The organism is Lentzea flaviverrucosa (genome assembly GCF_003350445.1).
GTDB lineage: Bacteria > Actinomycetota > Actinomycetes > Mycobacteriales > Pseudonocardiaceae > Lentzea > Lentzea californiensis.
This window is the reverse complement of the sequence record NZ_QQAU01000005.1, coordinates 540,673-559,599: the sequence shown is the minus strand read 5'-3', so window position 1 is coordinate 559,599 and position 18,927 is coordinate 540,673. Positions and strand designations below refer to the sequence as shown.

Here is an 18,927-nt window from a genome sequence, read left to right as displayed (position 1 = left end):
CATCGAGACGTGAGCGGCGCGTGAGCGGTGTGCGGCACAGTTCTCGACAGCCGGTTCGGAGGAGTCAGCCTGGGGGATGACTCGGAGGAACAGGATCCGGAACGCCGGTGTGGTCGCCTCCCTCTTGACCGCACCGGCGTTCCCGATCCGGCGGCATGTGGGCAGGTAGTACCCCTGCTACCGGAAAGGCCCGTGGCTTCGGCCGCGGGCCTTTGCCGTTCGCGCGGCGTTCCCCGAAACGACTCGTGGGTGGCCCCGCCGTTGCGGCGGGACCACCCACGAAGACTGTTGTGACGAAGTTCTAGTCCGGCGAGATCCAGGCGAACTGCATGCGCTGCTGACCGTGCTTGCGGGTCACCAGCGTGCCCCGGCCGGGAGGCTGCGTCGACGGCTTGAGGTTGCCGATGATGTTGCCCTCCTCCTTCGAACCGGAGCCGACGAAGATCGGCGCCGAGATCTCCTTCAGCTTGCCCATGATCGGGTCGTACATCGCGCGGGACGCACCACCCATGCGGCGGACGACGACGATGTGCAGACCGACGTCCTTGGCCTGCGGGATGAACTCGGCCAGCGGCTGCATGGGGTTCGGAGCACCCTGCGGAGCGACCAGGTCGTAGTCGTCGACGATGACGAAGACCTCGGGGCCCTTCCACCAGGAACGGTTCTTGAGCTGTTCCTGCGTGACGTCCGGGCCGGGCATGCGGCCCGCGAGCGAACCGCGGACCTCCTGGACGTTCTGCGTGAACTGCGGGCCGGACACCGCGTAGGTGAGCAGGTGGTCGGTGTCGATGAAGCCGAGCATCGTGCGGCGGTAGTCCGCGAGCAGGATCAACGCCTCGGACGAGGTGTAGCTCTGCATGATGCCGCGGACGATCGTGCGCAGGATGTTCGTCTTGCCCGACTCGCCGTCCGCCAGCGCCATGAAGTGCGGGTCCGCGTCGAAGTCCAGGTAGACCGGCGCGAGCTCGTCCTCGTTGACGCCGACCGGGACGAGGTGCCCGCGGTTGGGGAAGGTCTGCTGGACGTGGGCCATGAACTGCCCGTGGTCGAGCAGGTCGGGCAGCATGCGGACCTGCGGGGCGGGCGGCCCCTGCCAGGCCGCCGTGAGCTTCTTCGCGAGGTCCGCGACACCCGCCGTGACGCTGTTCGCGTCCTGCGAGGTGTCGATGCGCGGCAGGCCGACCAGGTAGTGCAGCCGACGGCCGGTGGCGCCGTCCATGGTGATACCGCGGCCAGGACGGCCCGGCGGCACGTTGACCGCCACCTTGCGGTCGACCTCGGACTCGCTCGGGTCACCGAGCCGCAGCTCGAAGCGCGTGCCGAGGAGGTCCTTCATCGCGGGCCGGATCTCCGCCCACCGGCTCGCGCCGACGATCACGTGCACGCCGTAGGACAGCCCCTGGGCGGCGAGCGCCTGGATCTGCGGCTCGACCATCTCGAACTCCTGGCGGAAGTTCATCCAGCCGTCGATGATCAGGAACGCGTCACCGAACGCGTCGTCCTTGATCTCACCGCGCCGCTTGCGGTTGCGGAACTCGGCCAGCTCGATGCGCGCGTCGCGCCAGCGGAGCTCGCGCTCGGCGATCAGCGTCTGCAGCTCGGCCACCATGCGGCGGACCTTGTCGACGTCGAGACGACCGGCGAAGCCACCGACGTGCGGCAGGTCCTCCATCGCGGCGAGCGAACCACCACCGAGGTCGATGCAGTAGAACTGCACCTCCTCGGGCGTGTGAGTGAGCGCCATCGACGCGATGATCGTCCTGAGCATCATCGACTTGCCGGACTGCGGGCCACCGACGATCGCGCCGTGGCCCGCCGCACCGGAGAAGTCCGCCCACAGCAGGTCGCGGCGCTGCTCGAACGGCTTGTCGACGATGCCGACCGGGATCTGCAGCGTGCTGTTGGCCGGGTAGCCAGGCGACGTGAGACCGCGGTCCGGCGTCACGTCGAGCGGCGGCAGCATCGTGTCCATCGTCGGCGGCTCGTTGAGCGGCGGCAGCCACACCTCGTGCGCGGGCGGGCCCTGACCGACGAGGCGGTCGACGATGAGCTCGAGCTGGGTCGGCTCGTTCGCGTCCTCCTTGACCGGCTCCGCGACCTTCACCGGCTCGAGCGGGCGCTCCGGCTCCTTCGGGATCTCGATGAAGTCCGGCACGAAGAAGCGCGGGCGCTTGTCACTGCGCACGGCCACCGACTCACCGGCGGACTGCATGCCCGCCGGCCGGTAGGTGCCCGAGACGTAGAGCGCCTTGAACCTGGTGAGCGGCGTGCCCTGCACGCTCAGGTAACCCGAGCCCGGGATCGGCGGCAGCTCGTAGGCGTCCGGCACACCGATCGCCGCACGGGACTCCGCCGCGTTGAACGTCTTCAGGCCGATCCGGTACGAGAGGAACGTGTCCAGACCGCGCAGCTTTCCTTCCTCGAGCCGCTGCGACGCGAGGAGCATGTGCATCTGCAGCGACCGGCCGACACGACCGATCTGGAGGAAGATGTCGATGAAGTCCGGCTTCGCCGTCAGCATCTCGGAGAACTCGTCGATGCAGATGAACAGCGCGGGCAGCGGGTCGAGCTGGGCACCGTTCTCACGGGCCTTCTCGTAGTCCCAGACGTTCTTGTAGTTGCCCTTCGCCAGCACCTCCTGGCGACGCGACACCTCGCCCTCGATGGCGTCCTTCATGCGGTCGACCAGGCTGAGGTCGCCGGCGAGGTTGGTGATCGTCGCGGCGACGTGCGGTGCCTTGTCCAGACCGAGGAACGTCGCACCACCCTTGAAGTCGACGAGGATCATGTTGAGCGCCGTCGACGAGTGCGAGGCCAGCAGACCGAGCACCAGCGTGCGGAGGAACTCCGACTTGCCGGAACCGGTCGCGCCGATGCACAGGCCGTGCGGGCCCATGCCGTCCTCGGCCGCTTCCTTGATGTCGAGCTCGACCGCCTGGCCGTGCTCGCCGATGCCGAACGGGATGCGGTAGCGGTCGCGCTTGGGCCGCGGCCGCCACGCCTGCTGCACGTCGAACGTGATCGGGTCGCCGGGGATGCCCATGAACTCGAGGATCGGCGGGTTGTTGCTCATCGCCAACGGGTCCTCGCCGCTGTCGCCACCGGCTTCACCGGCGGCGCCCATGCGGTACGGCGAGAGCCTGCGGGCCAGCGCCTCGGACTCCACGACGGTCAGGCGGTCCGGCGCGCCGAACCACTCGACACCGCTCGCGGACCGGGCACCGAGCTGGTTGTTCTCGACGACGAGCCGCAGACCGCGCCGCGCCGTCAGGTTGCCCAGGCACTCGCTCAGGTCCAGCAGCGTGACGCCGACCAGACCCTCCTCGAGGATGATCATCTCTTCGCGGCTGATGTCGCCGTCGTCGATGACGATCACGATGTGCGGCTGGTCGGGCGGCGGCGGGGCGTTGCGGGTGAACCGCTGCCGGTCGCGCAGGTTCTCGTCCAGCATCGCCTCGACCTCGGCGAGCGAGTTCGCCATCATGCGGCGCTGGCCGATGCCGTCGATGTCGGTGGGGTGCTGCGCGTGCGGCAGCCACTTCACCCACTCCCACAGCTGCTTCGTGCGGCCCGCGCTGACGACCGCGATCAGCAGGTCGTCCGGGGCGTGGAACGTGACGAGCTGGGCGATGAGGGCGCGCGCGAGGTCGCGGCGGTCCTCGATCTCGCCGAGCAGGCCGACCGCGGCGAAACCGCGCAGTGCGATGGAGATCGGGAGGTCGGGCACGAGCGAGTGGGCGCGCACGAAACGGCGCAGCGCCAGCGTCGCGATCGGCTCGAGCTCCTCGACGGGACCGGTCTGCGGCGGCACCAGGCGGGTCGCGAGGCGCTGCGAGCCCCGTCCCGCGCGCAGGTGGCAGAAGTCCGGGTCGTTCTGACGGCGTTCCCACATGCGCCTGGTGGTGGCGAGCGACCACAGCATCTGCGGGTCGGGGTGCACCCACTCGCGCTCGGCGCGCTGCTCGTCGGCGGCCTCGCGGGCGCGGTCGCGCATCTGGCCGAGGTACCGCAGGTAGTCCTTGCGGTCCTCGTTCATCTCGGCTTTCTTCTGGCCCTTGCCCGAGCCCATGCCGCTCGCCATCATGCCGATGGTCGAGATCATCATCATGCCCGGCATGATCATCGCCGCGGGCTGCCGCGGCATGAACACGAGCATCATGCCCATCATGCCCATCGACGCCACGATCATGACGACGGGCATCGCCTTCATCATGATGTTGCCGGGGATGATCCGGGGAACCTCGGGTGGCGGTTCGAGGTGGACCTCACCGCCCGGAGGCCGGGGAGCAGCAAGGCGTGCCGTTCGCTTGAACTGCAGCGTGCTCAACTGACAGGCACCTCTTCGACTCGTTACGCCACCAGTAGCAACCGACACTATTGCGCATCCGCGCGCGTCACGAAGGTGGGTCGGAAAAAAACCCAGTCGAACGTGTTCTGCGAACCACACGTGCATGAGGCGTCGGTGCGGCCATACTAGGGCCGCTCGGCAACCGTCCAGGTGGACCAATAGGGTCGGGCACATTGTTTGCAAGCGCTGATCTGACTTAGGGGGCCCTGGTGGCGACCGGTACGACGGTGTTCAGCCGTGTCACGGTGGTGGCACCTCGAACGCGTATCGACGTCGCGCTGCCTGCCGACGTGGCGGTGGCCGATCTCCTGCCCATGTTGCTGGACATGGCGAGAGAGGCCACTCCGGACGGCGGTGTGCGGCACGGTGGCTGGTGCCTCGCCAAGCTCGGCGACAACCCGCTGGACCCGGCGCGCACGCTGGCTTCGCTCGGCGTCGTCGACGGCGAGCTGCTGCAGTTGCGGCGCCGCAACGAGAATCCGCCGCCGCCGTTGTACGACGACGTCGTCGACGCGATCGCGGAGTCCGATCCGGACTCCTTCCGGCCGTGGACCAAGGAGACCGCACAGCGGTTCGGTCACCTCGCCGGCGCGCTCGCGCTGATCGCGTCCGCGGTGGCGTTGTTCCTGTCCGGCCCGATCACGCAGGGCGGTTCCGGCAGCGGTCTCGCGGCCGCGATCGCCGGCGGTGTCGGCGCGATCGCCATGCTGGCGGCCGGCGCGACCATCTCGCGGGCGTACAGCGCGGTGTCGACCGGTGTGCTGATCGCCGCGTGCGGTTCGCTGCCGCTGGCGTTCGTCGCGGGCTACCACGCCGTGCCCGGTGTGGGCTTCAACCCGAAGATGTTGCTCGCGTCCGCGCTGATGATGATCTTCGCGTGGGGCGGCATCCTGCTCATCGGCCAGGGCATCACGGTGTTCATCGCCGCGGCGACCGGCGGCACCCTCGTGGCGCTGGCGTTCCTCGTCGCGACGTTCGTCGAGCACCCGCTGACCGGTGTGGCCGCCGCGACCGGTGCCGTGGCGCTCGCCGCGCTGTCGATGCTGCCGAGGCTCACGCTGCAGCTGGCCAAGATCCCGCCGCCCGTCGTGCCGACGAACGCCGAGGACCTCAAGGAGGACAGCGGCTTCCCGGAGTACGCGGTCATCGAGCGTCGCACGGCCGTCGCGCACGAGTACCTGACGGGCATGATCATCGGCACCGGCGTGGTCGCGGCACTCGCCGCCATCGTCGCCGCGGGCGCCGACACGGTCTGGGGCCCGATCTACGGCGTGGTCGTCGCGATCGTGCTGATGATGCGCGGCCGGGCGTACGCCAACGGCGCGCAGGCCGTCGCCCTGCTGTCGACCGGCATGTTCGCCAGCGCGGGCATCCTGATCGGCTGGCTGATCTCGTCGAGCTCCTTCAACCGCATCGCGTTCGTCTTCGGCGCGCTGCTGCTGCTGGGCGTGCTGGCACTGGTGTTCGGTGTGATCTTCCCCAACCAGAAGTTCTCGCCGCCGTTGCGCCGCACCGTCGACATCATCGAGGCGATCCTGATCGCCTCCGTGCTGCCGCTGGCGCTCGCGGTCATGGACATGTACCAGGTGTTCCGAGGTCTGATCACGCTATGAGGACCGGCATCAGGCGCACCGCGGCGGCCGCGACCGCCGGACTGCTGCTGCTGACGGGGACGCTGCCGCAGGCCTCCGCTCAGCCGTCCTCCACACCCGCGACCGCGCGCCCGAACTCGGTGCCGCCGGACCTGCCCGCGGGCACGCCGCCGCCCGCCGACACGGGCGCACCGGACGTCAAGTACGAGCGCACCTCGAAGGGGTGCGTGGAGTCCGACACCAAGAGCGAACTGATCGAGTACATGCCCTGGGGCCAGGTCTACCTGAACCTGGAGCAGGCGCACCGGTTCGCCAAGGGCAAGGGCATCAAGATCGCGATCATCGACACCGGTGTCGACCCCCGCAACCCCCGCTTCGGCGGCAGGGTCCAGGGTGGCGGTGAGTACGTCTTCGGCAACGCGAACGGCACCGACGACTGCGACGGCCACGGAACCGAGGTCGCCGGCGTCGCCGCCGCGGCCAAGACCGAGGGCGACTTCGTCGGCGCCGCACCGGAGGCGACGATCCTGGCGATCCGCCAGACCAGCGACCGGTTCGAGTTCAAGGGCGACGCGAACAACGAGAAGCGCTCCTCCGCCGGCAAGGTCGGCACGCTGGCGATGGCCATCGTGCGCGCGGCGAACCAGGACGCCAAGGTCATCAACATCTCGTTGACCAACTGCAGCGCTCCCAAGGGCTTCAGCGCGGACGACCAGAAGCTGCAGGCCGCCATCAGGTACGCGGTGGACGTCAAGGACGTGGTGATCGTCACCGCGGCCGGCAACCTCAACGACCAGGGCGTCGGCTGCGGCGCGCAGAACAACAACCTGGACTCCTCCAACGTCAACTCGGTCTCCTCGCCCGCGTGGTTCGCGAACGACGTGCTGTCCGTCGGGTCGATCGCCCGGTCGGGCGAGGTCTCGTCGTTCAGCGTCTGGGGCCCGTGGGTCAGCATCGCCGCGCCGGGCGAGGAGATCATCTCCGTCGACCCCAAGGGCACCGGCCTGACCAACGCGAACGTCACCGCGCAGGGCGTGCAGGACATCAAGGGGACGAGCTTCGCTTCGCCGTACGTCGCGGGCATCACGGCGCTGGTGCGCGAGCGGTTCCCGAACCTCAAGGCGCGTCAGGTGATGGAGCGCCTCAAGGCCACCGCCCTGCACCCCGGCAACGTGTCCGGCAAGGACAACAAGGTCGGCTTCGGCATGGTCAACCCGGTCGCCGCGCTGACGGCGGTGCTGCCCGCGGAGGCAGCCGGGTTCAAGGCCTCGGACCCGAAGGAGATGAACACCAGCGTCACCCCGCCGCCGGGGCTCGACTGGCCGCCGATCATCGTCGCCCTGAGCGGCATCGGTGTCGGTGGCGCGCTGCTGATGCTGACGCTGGTCGTCCGCAACTCGCTCAACCGCAAGCGCAGACAGCCCGTCTAGCTTTCCGAGGACAACGGAAATGGCCCCGCCGGATTTCACCGGCGGGGCCATTTCCGTTGCTCGGGAGGAGTTTCAGTCGTCGTCACCGATGGTCTTCGGCGCGGCCTTCTTGGGTTTGCCGAGCAGGTCGTCGATCGAGCCGGTGAGCCGTTGCTTCGGCTTGTGCTCCTTGTCGCCGCCCTGCTGGCCGCCGCCCATGCCACCCATCATCGGCGCCATGCCGCCCATCATGCCGCCGGCCGGGGCCCCAGAACGGCCACCAGCGGCCGCGGCGGGTTGAGCGGCACCGCCACCCTTGTCGGCCAGCGGAACCTGCTCAGCGACGCCTGTGGCGCCTCCGAACTGCATCTGCTGGGCCGCGGCAGCAGGCGCGCCGACCGAGCCGACCCCACCGCCGACTCCGCCACCCACCCCGCCTCCACCGCCACCGGACGAGCCGCCCGGCGCGGCACCCGTGCCCGCGGCGGCCGTGGCCGAGGCAGTGGCCGGTTCGGGCACCTTGGTCTCGGGCTTGGCGGGCGCCGTGTAGGTCCAGTTCTGCTCGGGGTACTTGTGCTCCATGTGCACGGCACCGAAACCGCCGGCCTCACCGGACACCCCGTCGCACAGCTTCAGGAACGCCTCCAGCACCTGCCGCGCGGACTCGTGCAGTTCGCGGACGGGATCCTTGAGCTCCTCGATGTGCCTGATCGCGCGCTGGTCGCCGTCCATGGGCAGCGTGGCCGTGCCGGACACCGAGTCGGCGGCGTCGGCCAGCACGTGCGCCATGTCCTGCACGATGACGCGAACGCCGTCCGCGGTCTCCTCCAGCGCGTCCGCCATCGCGTTCATCGCGTCGGACATGTCGCCGCCCGCGAGCCCCACCTGGCGCATGTGGTCGAGGAACGCGTCGGCGTCCTTGCCCTCCCACCGCGCGTCGACCCCGCCCAGCGGCGCCGAGACGTGGGTGTTGACCGCCTCGGTCACCTTCGCGGCCTTGCGCCAGCGTTCGGCTTCCTCGCGCAGCTCGTTCCAGTCGCCCACCAGCGGGTCGAAGAAGTCGTGCACGAGGTCCACGACCCCGAGCTTGCGGCTGACCTGCGAGAGGTAGTCGAGCTCGGGACCAACCTCGGCCGCGATCTGCTTGCCGTCCTTGGCCATCACAGCTCCCCGTACCGCCGGTCGGCCTTCTTGATGGCCTGCAAGCTCTCCTCTTCGCCGCGCCCGTACTGCTTCGCGACGGCGTGCAGGCCCTTGGAGGCCGACTCGAGCGCGTCACAGGCGCGGGCGAGCTGCGAGTTGAGCAGTTCGGCCGCACGCGCGTAGCCCTGGGCCGTGCCGACCGTTCTGCCGATCTCGCCGAACGACTGGGGGCGCAGCGGGGACACCTTCATGGCGTCCCGCACCCGCCTCAGGTCATCCGTCGTCCCGTCGATGCGGTCGGCGTACTTCTCCAACCACTCGGCATCGACGCTGATACGACCGGCCACGACTAGTCCCCTAACGACACTCCGGGTGCTGAGCGTGGTGGCGGTTAGCGACCACCACGCTTCGTCCGCATTCGACGGTGATGCACCCGGAGCGGTTCCGCTACTTCTGCTGAACCGCCTGCGGATCCTTGATCGTCCCCTTGGGCGCCGGGATCGAGTCGTAGCTGCGGTTCGCGTCGTTCTTGTTGAGCTGCGGCCCCATCGGCAGCAGGCTCAGGATCTGGTTCGGTGCCGGAGGGAACGTCCCGTCGAGTCCCAGGGCCGCCGCCGTGGCCGCGTCCGGGACGCCGTAGCGGACACCGCGACCCGTGACGACCTGCACCGGACCGGTCCCGAAGTCGTTCTTGCCCTGGCTCGCCCGCACGACGGCGGCCTTGCCCGGCAGCATCAGGAACTGGTCGATGATCTCGCCACCCGCGCCCGGCGAACCGAGCTCGGCCGGGGTCATGTCCTTCGGGCCCGGCAGCACGGAGCCGATCGTCACCGAGGTGTGCTCGGCCCTGTTGTCCGCGGTGAAGTTCTCGGCCTTCCAGCCGAGGCACACGACGACGTTGTTGGCGTTCGCCTCGAGCGTCGTCGGGATCTTGTCCGGGTACGAGTCGAGCTTGAGCGGGTTCTTCGGGTCGCGGTGGTCCGCGATCGCGCTCGGCGAGAGCTTGATGGCCTGCCGGTTGTTCGAGTAGGCCCAGCGCAGCAGGTCGCCGACGGTCTCGTCGACGGTCTGGAAGCCGTCCTCCAGCGCGACCATGGACTCGAAGCCGTTCTGCCGCTCGACCTGGACGACCTCACCGATGTTGACCTTGGTCTCGGTGACGTACGTCGCCGGCTTGCCCTGGTTCGGCATGACCGGCGCGGCCAGCGGAGCGACCTCGGGGATCGCGTTCAGCAACGCCGTGCTGATCGCACGGGGCTTCTTGTTCTTCAGCTTGAGGGCGTTGAGCGCCTTGTCGTTCTTCAGGTCCACCTCGGCGCGGACCGTCGACGACGAGATGTCCCGCAGGGACTGGGGCGTCTTGTAGATCAGGTACGCCTTCTTGGCGCCCGTGCGCTGCTGGACCAGCACGGCCTCGCCGCCCAGCTCCGGGTTGCCGCCGCTCACGCCCGCGATCACGGAGGTCTTGATCTGGTTCTCCGCCGCCTGGTCCTCGCGGAACTTGTCCAGCTGGAGGGTGTCGCAGACAGACCACTGCGCGTCGATGCGGAGTTCCGGCTTCGGCAGCACGTCCGGCGCGTCCGGCAGACCGGTGAGCCTGCCTCGCGGCAGGTTCGCCAACGCCTTCTCGGCCACGAGCTTCGGGGTGCCGCCGGCCGCTTCCGCCGGTGCGCCGGCCGTGCCGGCCGGTGCGTCGCCACCGCCCTGGCCCTGCTGCGCGTCGGGGCTGTTGCGCGAGAGCCAGAGCAGCCGGGCCGACGCCAGGTTCGTCATCGGGATCAGCCGCCGCGGCGAGCTGTCGACGACGTAGACCTGGCCGGTCTCCTTGCTGATGGCGATCTGCGTCTGGTCGTCGAGCCTCGGCGCCGGGCTGAAGAGCCCGATCACGAGGAACACGACCAGACCGAGGACGCCCAGCACCACACCCACCGCTGTAGCGCGCGAGTGGATGCTCATAGGGTCGTGCAGCATCACCGCGTCTCTGCGGACAAGAGCTGACTGCATCCGCTTCAGGACGAATTGGTAGGCCTGGACCTGTGCCTTGGTCGTGGGTGTTGATGCCATTCTCGGCTCGCTGCTCTCCCAGTCGCGGTACGGTTCGGCAGGATAGCCGGACGCAGGTTGCTCCGTGGGCCGGTTCGCCAAGCCCACCGACCATCGAGGGGAAAGAGACCACAACGGATGTCCGTGACCACTCCACATCCGCCCCGGCCCAACCCAGGGATGGCACGGCCGCAGGGACCTGGGGGTCCTGGCCAGCAGGCACCCACGCCTCCGCGTCCGGTCGGGCGTGTCCGTCGCAGAGCCGCAGGCGTGAGCCTCGGCTCGTTGCCCGTGTCGAACGTAGTCACGATCGAGGTCGGTCTCGCCATCGCCCTCCTCGTGCTGACCATCATGGGCGTGAAACAGGGCGAGGCGCTCAACGTCGTCTCCGTCTCGATCGCTGGTGGTGTGCTCCTCGTCGCCCTCATCCTGGCCTTCACCCGCTCGCGTGGCCGGTGGCTCACGCAGTGGATCGGCGTCCGCATGCGTTACAACTTCCGGTCGCACAGCCGCACCGCGAAGCGCGCGGAGTCGCAGGAGTCCAAGCCCGGTGACGACGAGATGCAGGTGCTCGGCCCGGAGGACCCGCGCGTCGCGTTGCTGCGCCTCGCGATCCCGGACCTGGTGATCGCGAAGGGCGTCGACCACGAACGCCGCCCGCTCGCGCTGTCGTGGCACGACGGCGTGTGGACCGCGGTGCTGCTCGTCGACCCGACGCCGCCGTTGATCTCCGCGGTCGGCTCGGCCCCGTCGCTGCCCCTGGGAGCGCTCACACCGTGCCTGGAGGACCGCGGCGTCGTGCTCGACGCGATCACCGTGATCTGGCACTGCTACCCCGGCAGCGCGGCACTCCCGCCGAACTCGCCGGCCGTCAGCTCGTACATGGAGGTGCTCGGCCCGCTGCCCGCGGCGGCCCGGCGCACCACGTGGATCACGGTCCGGCTGGACCCGCGCCGCTGCGGCGAGGCGATCCGGGAGCGCGGCGGCGGCGTCGTCGGCGCGCACCGGGCGCTGATCGGCGCGCTGTCCCGCGTCCGCAACGCCCTGGAGTCGGCAGGCGTCACGATCCGCCCGCTCGACTCGGACGAGCTGCTGCGCGCGGCGATCTCGTCGGCCGAGCTCACCGCGGCCGTCGGCAACACGAACCCCGTGTCGCTGCGCGAGAAGTGGAAGGGCGTCACCGCGGGTGGCGTCGGTCACGCGAGCTACGCGATCACCGGCTGGCCGTCCAAGGGCCTCAAGGGCAACCTGAACTCGCTGACCGGTGTGCGCGCTCTCTCGTCGACGCTCGCGATGTCCATCTCGCCGTCCCGTGAGGACGGTCAGGTCTCGCTGCGCGGCCTGGTGCGGGTGAGCGCCCGCACGCCGAGCGAGCTGGACCGCGCCGAGGACCAGCTGTCCAAGCTGGGCGACAAGCTCGACATCACGCTGACCCCGTTGCGGGGCATGCAGCTCGCGGGCCTCGCCGCGACGCTGCCGCTGGGAGGTGTGGCATGAGCTCGTCGTCCCGTCTGCTCGACACCCGCGGCCGCGGCGCGGTGGCACCGGAGTTCCTGGTGTCGCCGAACATGCTCGACCTGGTCAGCCCCAGCGGCGACCGCGGCGGCATGATGCTCGGCCAGGGCACGAAGGGCGAACCGCTCAGCGTGTCCGTCCTGCGCCCGACGCCGACCCGCATGGTCGTCGTCGGTGGCCTGTACCTGGCCCGCCAGATCGCGTTGCGCGCCATGGCGACCGGAGCGTGGATCATCATCGCGACGGGCCGCCCGCAGGCGTGGCAGCCGGTCGTGCGCGCCGCGGGCCAGGGCCCGGACGGCCGCCCGTCTCAGCTGGTGCAGCTGCGCCGGCTGTCCCCGGCGGACCTCCCGCGCCCGACCGAGGACATGCCGCTGCTCGTGATCCACGACGGCGGCCACGTCCCGCAGGAGCTGTTCCCGCCGCGCGCACCGTGGCAGACCACGATGTACGTGCTGCCGTACCTGCACCCGCAGGCGTCGTCCACGGCGAACAACGCGGACCTCGTGCTCCTGCAGCGCCTCCCGATGGGCCAGGCACAGCTCGCCGGGCAGATGTGGCGCCTGCGCCCGCAGATGTTCGGGCAGCTGACCCAGCTCAAGGACGACCAGGTCATCGCGATGGGCCAGGACATGTGGGCGCACCTGCGCCTCTACACGACCCCGGCCGAGCAGCAGATCCTCGGAGCAGTCCGCAGAGGCGATTGAGAGCAGTGCCTGCCGTCCGCTGCTCGGCGGATGGCGGCGAGTTCGCCTGCACGGCGAACTCGCGCGATTCATCCAGTTGAGACATGCGCCCCGAACGGTTCATCGTTCGGGGCGCAATTGTTTTGTAAAGAGATCAGCGGAACCAACTAATTCACAGGGCTGACCAAATCTGTTGATTCGGCATTCGAAGGCAATTTCGTGGACCTTCTTGTGCGAAATCAGTCCGCGCCACTAAGAAAACTCTCACCTGCACAACCCTGCGACGAGGGAGCTTGCTGCTATGGGAGAATCGTGGGCCAGACGAGCGGCTGGAATCGGACTGGTGGCGGGCACTGCGCTCGTCCTGTCGTCCGTCTCCGCCACCGCTGCGCCCGAGGGGGAGATTCGCAACCTCGGTGCGTCCAACGCGGTCAAGGACAACTACATCGTCGTGCTGAAGGACATGAGCACATCGAGTGTGGACAACCTCAGCGCTAAGTACGGCGCGAAGGTGAAGCACTCGTACAAGTCCGCTTTGCGCGGTTTCTCGGCGCAGATGTCCGAAACCCAGGCCAAGCGCCTGGCAGCAGATCCGGCCGTCGCCTACGTCGAACAGGACGGCGAGGTCCGCATCTCCGACACGCAGACCCCGACCCCGTCGTGGGGCCTCGACCGCATCGACCAGCGCACGCTCCCACTGGACAACAGCTACACCTACCCGAACAAGGGCACCGGCGTCACCGCGTACATCATCGACACCGGCATCCGGAACACCCACACCGACTTCGGCGGCCGGGCGGTGTCCGGCACCGACACAGTCGACAACGACGCGGACGCCTCGGACTGCAACGGCCACGGAACCCACGTCGCGGGCACCGTCGGCGGCACGAAGTACGGCGTGGCCAAGGACGTGAAGCTGGTAGGCGTCCGAGTCCTCAACTGCTCCGGCAGCGGCACCTTCGCAGGCGTCATCGCAGGCATCGACTGGGTCACCGCGGACGTCCAGGCCAACCCGGCCCGCAAGCCGGCGGTGGCCAACATGTCCCTCGGCGGCGGAGCCAACCAGACCGTCGACGACGCCGTAGCGCGCTCCATCGCCGCAGGCGTCACCTACGGCCTGGCGGCAGGCAACGACAACGGCGGCAACGCCTGCAACACGTCCCCGGCCCGCACCCCGGAAGCCATCACCGTCGGCTCCACGGACCGAACCGACGCCCGCAGCTCGTTCTCGAACCTCGGCAGCTGCCTCGACATCTTCGCCCCGGGCCGCGACATCACGAGCGCCTGGCTGACGAACGACGAGGCCACCAACACCATCAGCGGCACCTCGATGGCCACCCCGCACGTGGTGGGCGCCGCAGCCGTCTACCTGGGCTCGTCCCCGACGGCAACCCCGCAGCAGGTCCGCGACGCCCTGGTGGACAACGCCAGCTCCGACGTGGTCACGAGCCCCGGCACCGGCTCCCCGAACAAGCTCCTCCAGATCACCGGCACGGCCCCCGGCAACCCGCCGGGCCAGTGCCCCGCGGCGACCAACGACACCGACACCGCGATCCCGGACGCCAGCGAGGTGAAGTCGGCAATCACCGTCGCCGACTGCAACGGCAAGGCCAGCACCACCGGCTCCGTGAAGGTCGCCATCAAGCACACCTACCGAGGCGACCTGGAAGTGTCCCTGATCGCCCCCTCGGGCACGGTGAAGGTCCTGAAGGTCAGCAACGGCTCAGACAGCGCTGACGACCTCAACGCCACCTACGCCGTGAACGTCTCCGCAGAAGACGCCAACGGCACCTGGCAACTGCGAGTCCGCGACCTCTACCGCCAGGACACGGGCCACATCGACTCGTGGACGCTCGACATCTAGCCAGCCGCACCACCACGGAGCCCCCGGTCCCCCCGCCGGGGGCTCCTCCCTTCCCGGGAGAAACGCAGGCTGACGCGGGGGTCCCCTCGATCTCAGGGCCCCCCGCGACCCAACCTAGCGACGAGGTCTGACAGAAACGTCCGACGGAAAAGTCTGCAGACACGGCCGCGAAGCCGAAGTCGAGCACCAGAGCGCGCGCTCATAGGCACGCGTCCATCCGCGAAGCCGAAGGCGAGCAGTCCTAACCGCGCGGCCTGGGCACACATCCCACCCGCGAAGCCGAAGGCGAGCCGTCCTTACCGAACGGTCCGGGTGGGGTGGCTTCGTCACGAGTCGTGCCACAGCACTTGCTGCATGCCAGAAGGGGTGTCAACCCGACACGCTTTTCGTCGGGTTGACACCCCTTCTGGCATGTGGCCCGCTCTTGGTGCGGCTCGTGACGAAGCCACCCCACCAACGCGCCCCTCAAAGCAACGCAACTCCGCCCAACGCAACAGGCGTGCCATCAACCCGCGCACGGCGTAGACCCCGGCTTCGGATCAGATTGGCGGGGTCTGGGGCGGAGCCCCAGGAACAAGCCAAGAAGAGGACTCAACGCCCCAACGTACGAACCCGCCGAGTCGCCTCAGCCCGAGCAGCAAGCTCCCCATCCCCAGGAAAATCCACCCGAACCAACGACAACCCATGAGCAGGAGCCACGGTAACCCCGCTAGCCCGCCCACTAAGCGACAACAACGACGAAGGCCACTCAACACCCTTCCGCCCCTCCCCAACAGCCAGCAACGCCCCAATGAGCGACCGAACCATCGAGTGGCAGAACGCATCAGCAGACACAAACGCCGTGACCACCCCGTCAACCGAAGACCGCACCAGCTCAAGCCGCTGCAGTTCCCGGATGGTCGTAGCCCCTTCACGCCGCTTGCAGAACGCGCAAAAGTCGTGCTCCCCCAACAAAAGCCGCGCAGCCTCATTCATCGCCGAAACGTCCAGCGGACGAGGCCAGGCCAGGGTGTCCAACCGCCGCAACGGATGCGCTCCAAAGGCAGCATCGGTAACGCGGTACTCGTAGTGCCGCCGCATCGCGGAGAACCGGGCGTCAAAGGCAGCAGGCACCACCCGAGCGGAGAACACCCGCACATCCGAGGGCAACGCCCGCGCCAGCCGCTTGGGCAGCCCGGCAACGTCAACGGAGTCAGGCAGATCAGCGTGAGCGACCTGACCGGAGGCGTGCACCCCCGCATCGGTGCGCCCGGCCACGGTCAGCGAGACGTCCTCCCGCAGGACCATCGACAGCGTGTCCTCGAGAACGCCGCAGACGGTCCGCCGGGAGGGCTGCCGCGCCCACCCGGAGAACTCGGTCCCGTCGTACCCTAGGTCGAACCGCACACGAACGAGCCCGCCGTCCCCATGGGGAACGACGGGCTCGTCAGCAGGAGAACTGCTCAGGACTCGTCCTTCTTGTCCTTGGCCTCTTCTGCCTTGACGTCCTCGGCCGACGGCTCGCCGTCAACCTCGACAGCGCCCTCGGCGGGCTCGTCGGCGGCGTCCTTCGTCGCGGACTCGGGCGCGTCAGCGTCCTGGTCGACGACCTCGGCGGCCGGCTTCTCGTCCTTGGCGAACTTGGTCTTGCGCGCAGCCTCGGCCTCGGTGGAGACGAGCTTCTGCTGCACCAGCTCGATGATGGCCATGGGGGCGTTGTCGCCCTTGCGTGCCAGCGTCTTGGTGATGCGGGTGTAGCCACCGGAACGGTCGCTGAAGAACGGACCGATCTCGGCGATCAGCTTGTGCACGACGTCCTTGTCGCGGATCAGCTTCATGATCTCGCGACGGTTGTGCAGGTCGCCGGCCTTGGCCTTGGAAATGATCTTCTCGGCGTACGGACGCAGCCGCTTCGCCTTCGTCTCAGTGGTCTTGATCCGGCCGTGCTGGAACAACGCCGTCGCCAGGTTGGCGAGCAGCAGCCGCTCGTGCGCCGGAGACCCACCGAGCCGGGGGCCCTTGGTAGGGGTGGGCATCGCTTGCTCCTGTAGTTACTAAAAGAGATCCTCTAGCTCTGAATCAGAGCGTCAGAGCTGCTCGGTCTCCGCGTAGTCCTGACCGTCGTCGTGCGGGTCCAGGCCGGTACCGGCGCCCCAGCCCGTGTCACCGGGGTGGTAGTCGGCAGCAGCCGCGGACGGGTCGAACCCAGGAGGCGAGTCCTTCAGCGCGAGGCCGAGACCGACGAGCTTCATCTTGACCTCGTCGATCGACTTCGCACCGAAGTTGCGGATGTCCAGCAGGTCCGCTTCGCTGCGCGACACGAGCTCGCCGACGGTGTGGATGCCTTCCCGCTTCAAGCAGTTGTAGGAACGGACCGTGAGGTCCAGATCCTCGATAGGCATCGCGAACGCGGCGATGGTGTCAGCCTCGGCCGGCGACGGGCCGATCTCGATGCCCTCGGCGTCGATGTTCAGCTCGCGAGCGAGACCGAACAGCTCAACCAGGGTCTTGCCCGCGGAGGCAACAGCGTCCCTCGGGGTGATCGAGGGCTTGCTCTCCACGTCGAGGATCAGCTTGTCGAAGTCCGTACGCTGCTCGACACGAGTGGCCTCGACCTTGTACGTCACCTTGAGAACCGGCGAGTAGATCGAGTCGACGGGGATGCGGCCGATCTCGGCGCCCGCCTGCTTGTTCTGGACAGCCGGGACGTAGCCGCGACCGCGCTCGACGACGAGCTCGATCTCCAGCTTGCCCTTGCCGTTCAGGGTGGCGATGTGCAGGTCGGGGTTGTGCACGGTGACACCGGCCGGAGGCACGATGTCGCCCGCGGTCACCACACCGGGGCCCTGCTTGCGCAGGTACATGGTCACCGGCTCGTCCTCCTCGGACGAGACGACGAGCTCCTTCAGGTTCAGGATGACGTCGGTGACGTCCTCCTTCACCCCGGGAACCGTGGTGAACTCGTGCAGCACGCCGTCGATGCGGATGCTCGTGACAGCAGCACCGGGGATCGACGAGAGCAGCGTGCGGCGGATCGAGTTGCCGAGCGTGTAACCGAAGCCCGGCTCCAGCGGTTCGATGACGAACCGTGAACGGGTCTCGGAGACCGCTTCCTCGGCGAGCGAGGGGCGCTGGGAAATCAGCACTGGGTTCTACCTTTCCGACAACGACGCCCGCTATTTGACGCCGCCAACTTCAGCCAGCCACGAGGACCGGCAAACGCACTCGGCACACCCTTCGCGCCGATGCGGGACCCGACCCGAGCCACCGTCCAAAGCAGACGGTGGCTCGGAGAGGATCACTTCGAGTAGAGCTCGACGATGAGCTGCTCGGTGACAGGCGTGTCGATCTGCGCGCGCTCGGGCAGCTGGTGCACGAGGATGCGCAGGTTCGAGGACACGACCTGCAGCCAGGCGGGAATCGGGCGGTCACCGAAGGACGCGCGAGCAGCCTCGAAGGGCAGCGTCGGCATGGACTTCGGCTTCACGTCGATGATGTCGAACTTCGACACCTGGTAGCTCGGGATGTTCACCTTGTGGCCGTTGACCAGGAAGTGACCGTGGCTGACCAGCTGGCGAGCCTGGCGACGCGTGCGGGCGAGGCCCGCGCGGTACACCACGTTGTCGAGGCGGGCCTCGAGGATCTGGAGCAGGTTCTCGCCGGTCTTGCCGGGGCGACGAACCGCTTCCTTGTAGTAGCGGACGAACTGCTTCTCGAGCACGCCGTAGGTGTAGCGAGCCTTCTGCTTCTCCTGGAGCTGCAGCAGGTACTCGGACTCCTTGACCCGGCCACGACCGTGCTGGCCGGGCGGGTACGGACGGCGCTCGAAGGCCTGGTCCCCACCAACGAGGTCAACCTTCAGACGACGCGAGATGCGCGTCGCGGGTCCCGTATAACGAGCCATTAGTTCTTACTCCTCCCCGTGCCTCAGACCCGGCGCCGCTTGGGCGGGCGGCAGCCGTTGTGGGGCTGCGGGGTCACGTCCTGGATGGTGCCGACCTCGAGACCGGCGGCCTGCAGTGAACGGATCGCGGTCTCACGGCCGGAGCCGGGACCCTTGACGAACACGTCCACCTTGCGCATGCCGTGCTCGGCGGCCTTGCGGGCGGCGTTCTCGGCAGCCATCTGCGCCGCGAACGGCGTGGACTTGCGCGAGCCCTTGAAGCCCACGTGGCCGGCGGACGCCCAGCTGATCACGTTGCCCAGCGGGTCCGTGATGGACACGATGGTGTTGTTGAACGTGCTCTTGATGTGCGCCTGGCCGTGCGAGACGTTCTTCTTTTCCTTGCGCCGGATCTTCTTGACCCCGGCGCCCGTACGGGACTTGGGTGGCAAAACGAACTCCTAA

General features: G+C 68.6%; 14 protein-coding genes. 5 read left to right on the top strand and 9 right to left on the bottom strand.

Going from position 1 to position 18,927, the window contains the following annotated elements; all coding sequences use genetic code 11:
* Positions 1-301: 301 nt before the first annotated feature.
* Positions 302-4,327, bottom strand: coding sequence for a type VII secretion protein EccCa (eccCa, locus tag DFR72_RS19585; RefSeq protein WP_090074370.1), 4,026 nt, complete (start codon positions 4,325-4,327; stop codon positions 302-304).
* Between the two features lie 230 nt (positions 4,328-4,557).
* On the opposite strand from eccCa, the gene eccD reads away from it, so the two are divergent.
* Both eccD and mycP read left to right on the top strand, forming a co-directional pair.
* Positions 4,558-5,961 (top strand): type VII secretion integral membrane protein EccD, encoded by a 1,404-nt coding sequence (gene eccD / locus DFR72_RS19580; protein ID WP_090074368.1) that lies wholly within the window; start codon positions 4,558-4,560, stop codon positions 5,959-5,961.
* Positions 5,958-7,370, top strand: coding sequence for a type VII secretion-associated serine protease mycosin (gene mycP / locus DFR72_RS19575; protein ID WP_090074365.1), 1,413 nt, complete (start codon positions 5,958-5,960; stop codon positions 7,368-7,370). Before eccD ends, mycP begins: the two co-directional genes overlap by 4 nt.
* A 72-nt stretch (positions 7,371-7,442) precedes the next feature.
* Here mycP and DFR72_RS19570 read toward each other — a convergent pair whose 3' ends face one another.
* From DFR72_RS19570 to eccB, 3 genes are all read right to left on the bottom strand, one after another.
* The gene (locus tag DFR72_RS19570; protein WP_245983150.1) at positions 7,443-8,510 is read right to left on the bottom strand and encodes a WXG100 family type VII secretion target; all 1,068 of its coding nucleotides are present in this window, start codon (positions 8,508-8,510) and stop codon (positions 7,443-7,445) included.
* On the bottom strand, positions 8,510-8,839 hold the full coding sequence (locus DFR72_RS19565; protein WP_090074359.1) for a type VII secretion target: 330 nt from the start codon (positions 8,837-8,839) through the stop codon (positions 8,510-8,512). Before DFR72_RS19565 ends, DFR72_RS19570 begins: the two co-directional genes overlap by 1 nt.
* 100 nt (positions 8,840-8,939) lie before the next feature.
* Positions 8,940-10,556: a type VII secretion protein EccB gene (eccB, locus tag DFR72_RS19560; RefSeq protein WP_090074357.1), complete on the bottom strand. Its 1,617-nt coding sequence runs from the start codon at positions 10,554-10,556 to the stop codon at positions 8,940-8,942.
* A gap of 270 nt (positions 10,557-10,826) precedes the next feature.
* Here eccB and eccE point away from each other — a divergent pair, with 270 nt between their 5' ends.
* The 3 genes from eccE (at position 10,827) to DFR72_RS19545 (ending at position 14,600) form a co-directional block, all read left to right on the top strand.
* Positions 10,827-12,032, top strand: coding sequence for a type VII secretion protein EccE (gene eccE / locus DFR72_RS19555; RefSeq protein WP_245983148.1), 1,206 nt, complete (start codon positions 10,827-10,829; stop codon positions 12,030-12,032).
* Complete coding sequence (locus DFR72_RS19550; RefSeq protein WP_090074353.1) at positions 12,029-12,757, top strand: hypothetical protein; 729 nt, start codon at positions 12,029-12,031, stop codon at positions 12,755-12,757. The genes eccE and DFR72_RS19550 overlap by 4 nt, the downstream gene beginning before the upstream one ends.
* Positions 12,758-13,037: 280 nt before the next feature.
* The gene (locus DFR72_RS19545) at positions 13,038-14,600 is read left to right on the top strand and encodes a S8 family peptidase (RefSeq protein ID WP_090074350.1); all 1,563 of its coding nucleotides are present in this window, start codon (positions 13,038-13,040) and stop codon (positions 14,598-14,600) included.
* Positions 14,601-15,191: 591 nt separating this feature from the next.
* Here DFR72_RS19545 and truA read toward each other — a convergent pair.
* From truA to rpsK, 5 genes are all read right to left on the bottom strand, one after another.
* Entirely contained in the window at positions 15,192-15,986 is a 795-nt protein-coding gene (gene truA, locus DFR72_RS19540) for a tRNA pseudouridine(38-40) synthase TruA (RefSeq protein WP_211335462.1), read from the bottom strand.
* A gap of 56 nt (positions 15,987-16,042) precedes the next feature.
* Entirely contained in the window at positions 16,043-16,615 is a 573-nt protein-coding gene (rplQ, locus tag DFR72_RS19535) for a 50S ribosomal protein L17 (RefSeq protein ID WP_030478323.1), read from the bottom strand.
* A gap of 51 nt (positions 16,616-16,666) precedes the next feature.
* Positions 16,667-17,725 carry a DNA-directed RNA polymerase subunit alpha gene (locus DFR72_RS19530; protein WP_030478322.1) on the bottom strand — a complete coding sequence of 353 codons (1,059 nt, stop codon included), beginning with the start codon at positions 17,723-17,725 and terminating at the stop codon, positions 16,667-16,669.
* A gap of 152 nt (positions 17,726-17,877) precedes the next feature.
* Complete coding sequence (gene rpsD, locus DFR72_RS19525; protein ID WP_090074346.1) at positions 17,878-18,483, bottom strand: 30S ribosomal protein S4; 606 nt, start codon at positions 18,481-18,483, stop codon at positions 17,878-17,880.
* 23 nt (positions 18,484-18,506) lie between these two features.
* Positions 18,507-18,914 (bottom strand): 30S ribosomal protein S11, encoded by a 408-nt coding sequence (gene rpsK / locus DFR72_RS19520; RefSeq protein WP_030478320.1) that lies wholly within the window; start codon positions 18,912-18,914, stop codon positions 18,507-18,509.
* Between the last annotated feature and the right edge of the window lie 13 nt (positions 18,915-18,927).

Excerpts from the sequence above, each read along its gene's own strand:
- DFR72_RS19545 (WP_090074350.1), top strand. The coding sequence starts at position 13,038 with ATGGGAGAATCGTGGGCCAGACGAGCGGCTGGAATCGGACTGGTGGCG.
- DFR72_RS19550 (WP_090074353.1), top strand. The coding sequence starts at position 12,029 with ATGAGCTCGTCGTCCCGTCTGCTCGACACCCGCGGCCGCGGCGCGGTG.
- eccB (WP_090074357.1), bottom strand. The coding sequence starts at position 10,556 with ATGGCATCAACACCCACGACCAAGGCACAGGTCCAGGCCTACCAATTC.
- rpsD (WP_090074346.1), bottom strand. The coding sequence starts at position 18,483 with ATGGCTCGTTATACGGGACCCGCGACGCGCATCTCGCGTCGTCTGAAG.
- mycP (WP_090074365.1), top strand. The coding sequence starts at position 5,958 with ATGAGGACCGGCATCAGGCGCACCGCGGCGGCCGCGACCGCCGGACTG.
- DFR72_RS19570 (WP_245983150.1), bottom strand. The coding sequence starts at position 8,510 with ATGGCCAAGGACGGCAAGCAGATCGCGGCCGAGGTTGGTCCCGAGCTC.
- rplQ (WP_030478323.1), bottom strand. The coding sequence starts at position 16,615 with ATGCCCACCCCTACCAAGGGCCCCCGGCTCGGTGGGTCTCCGGCGCAC.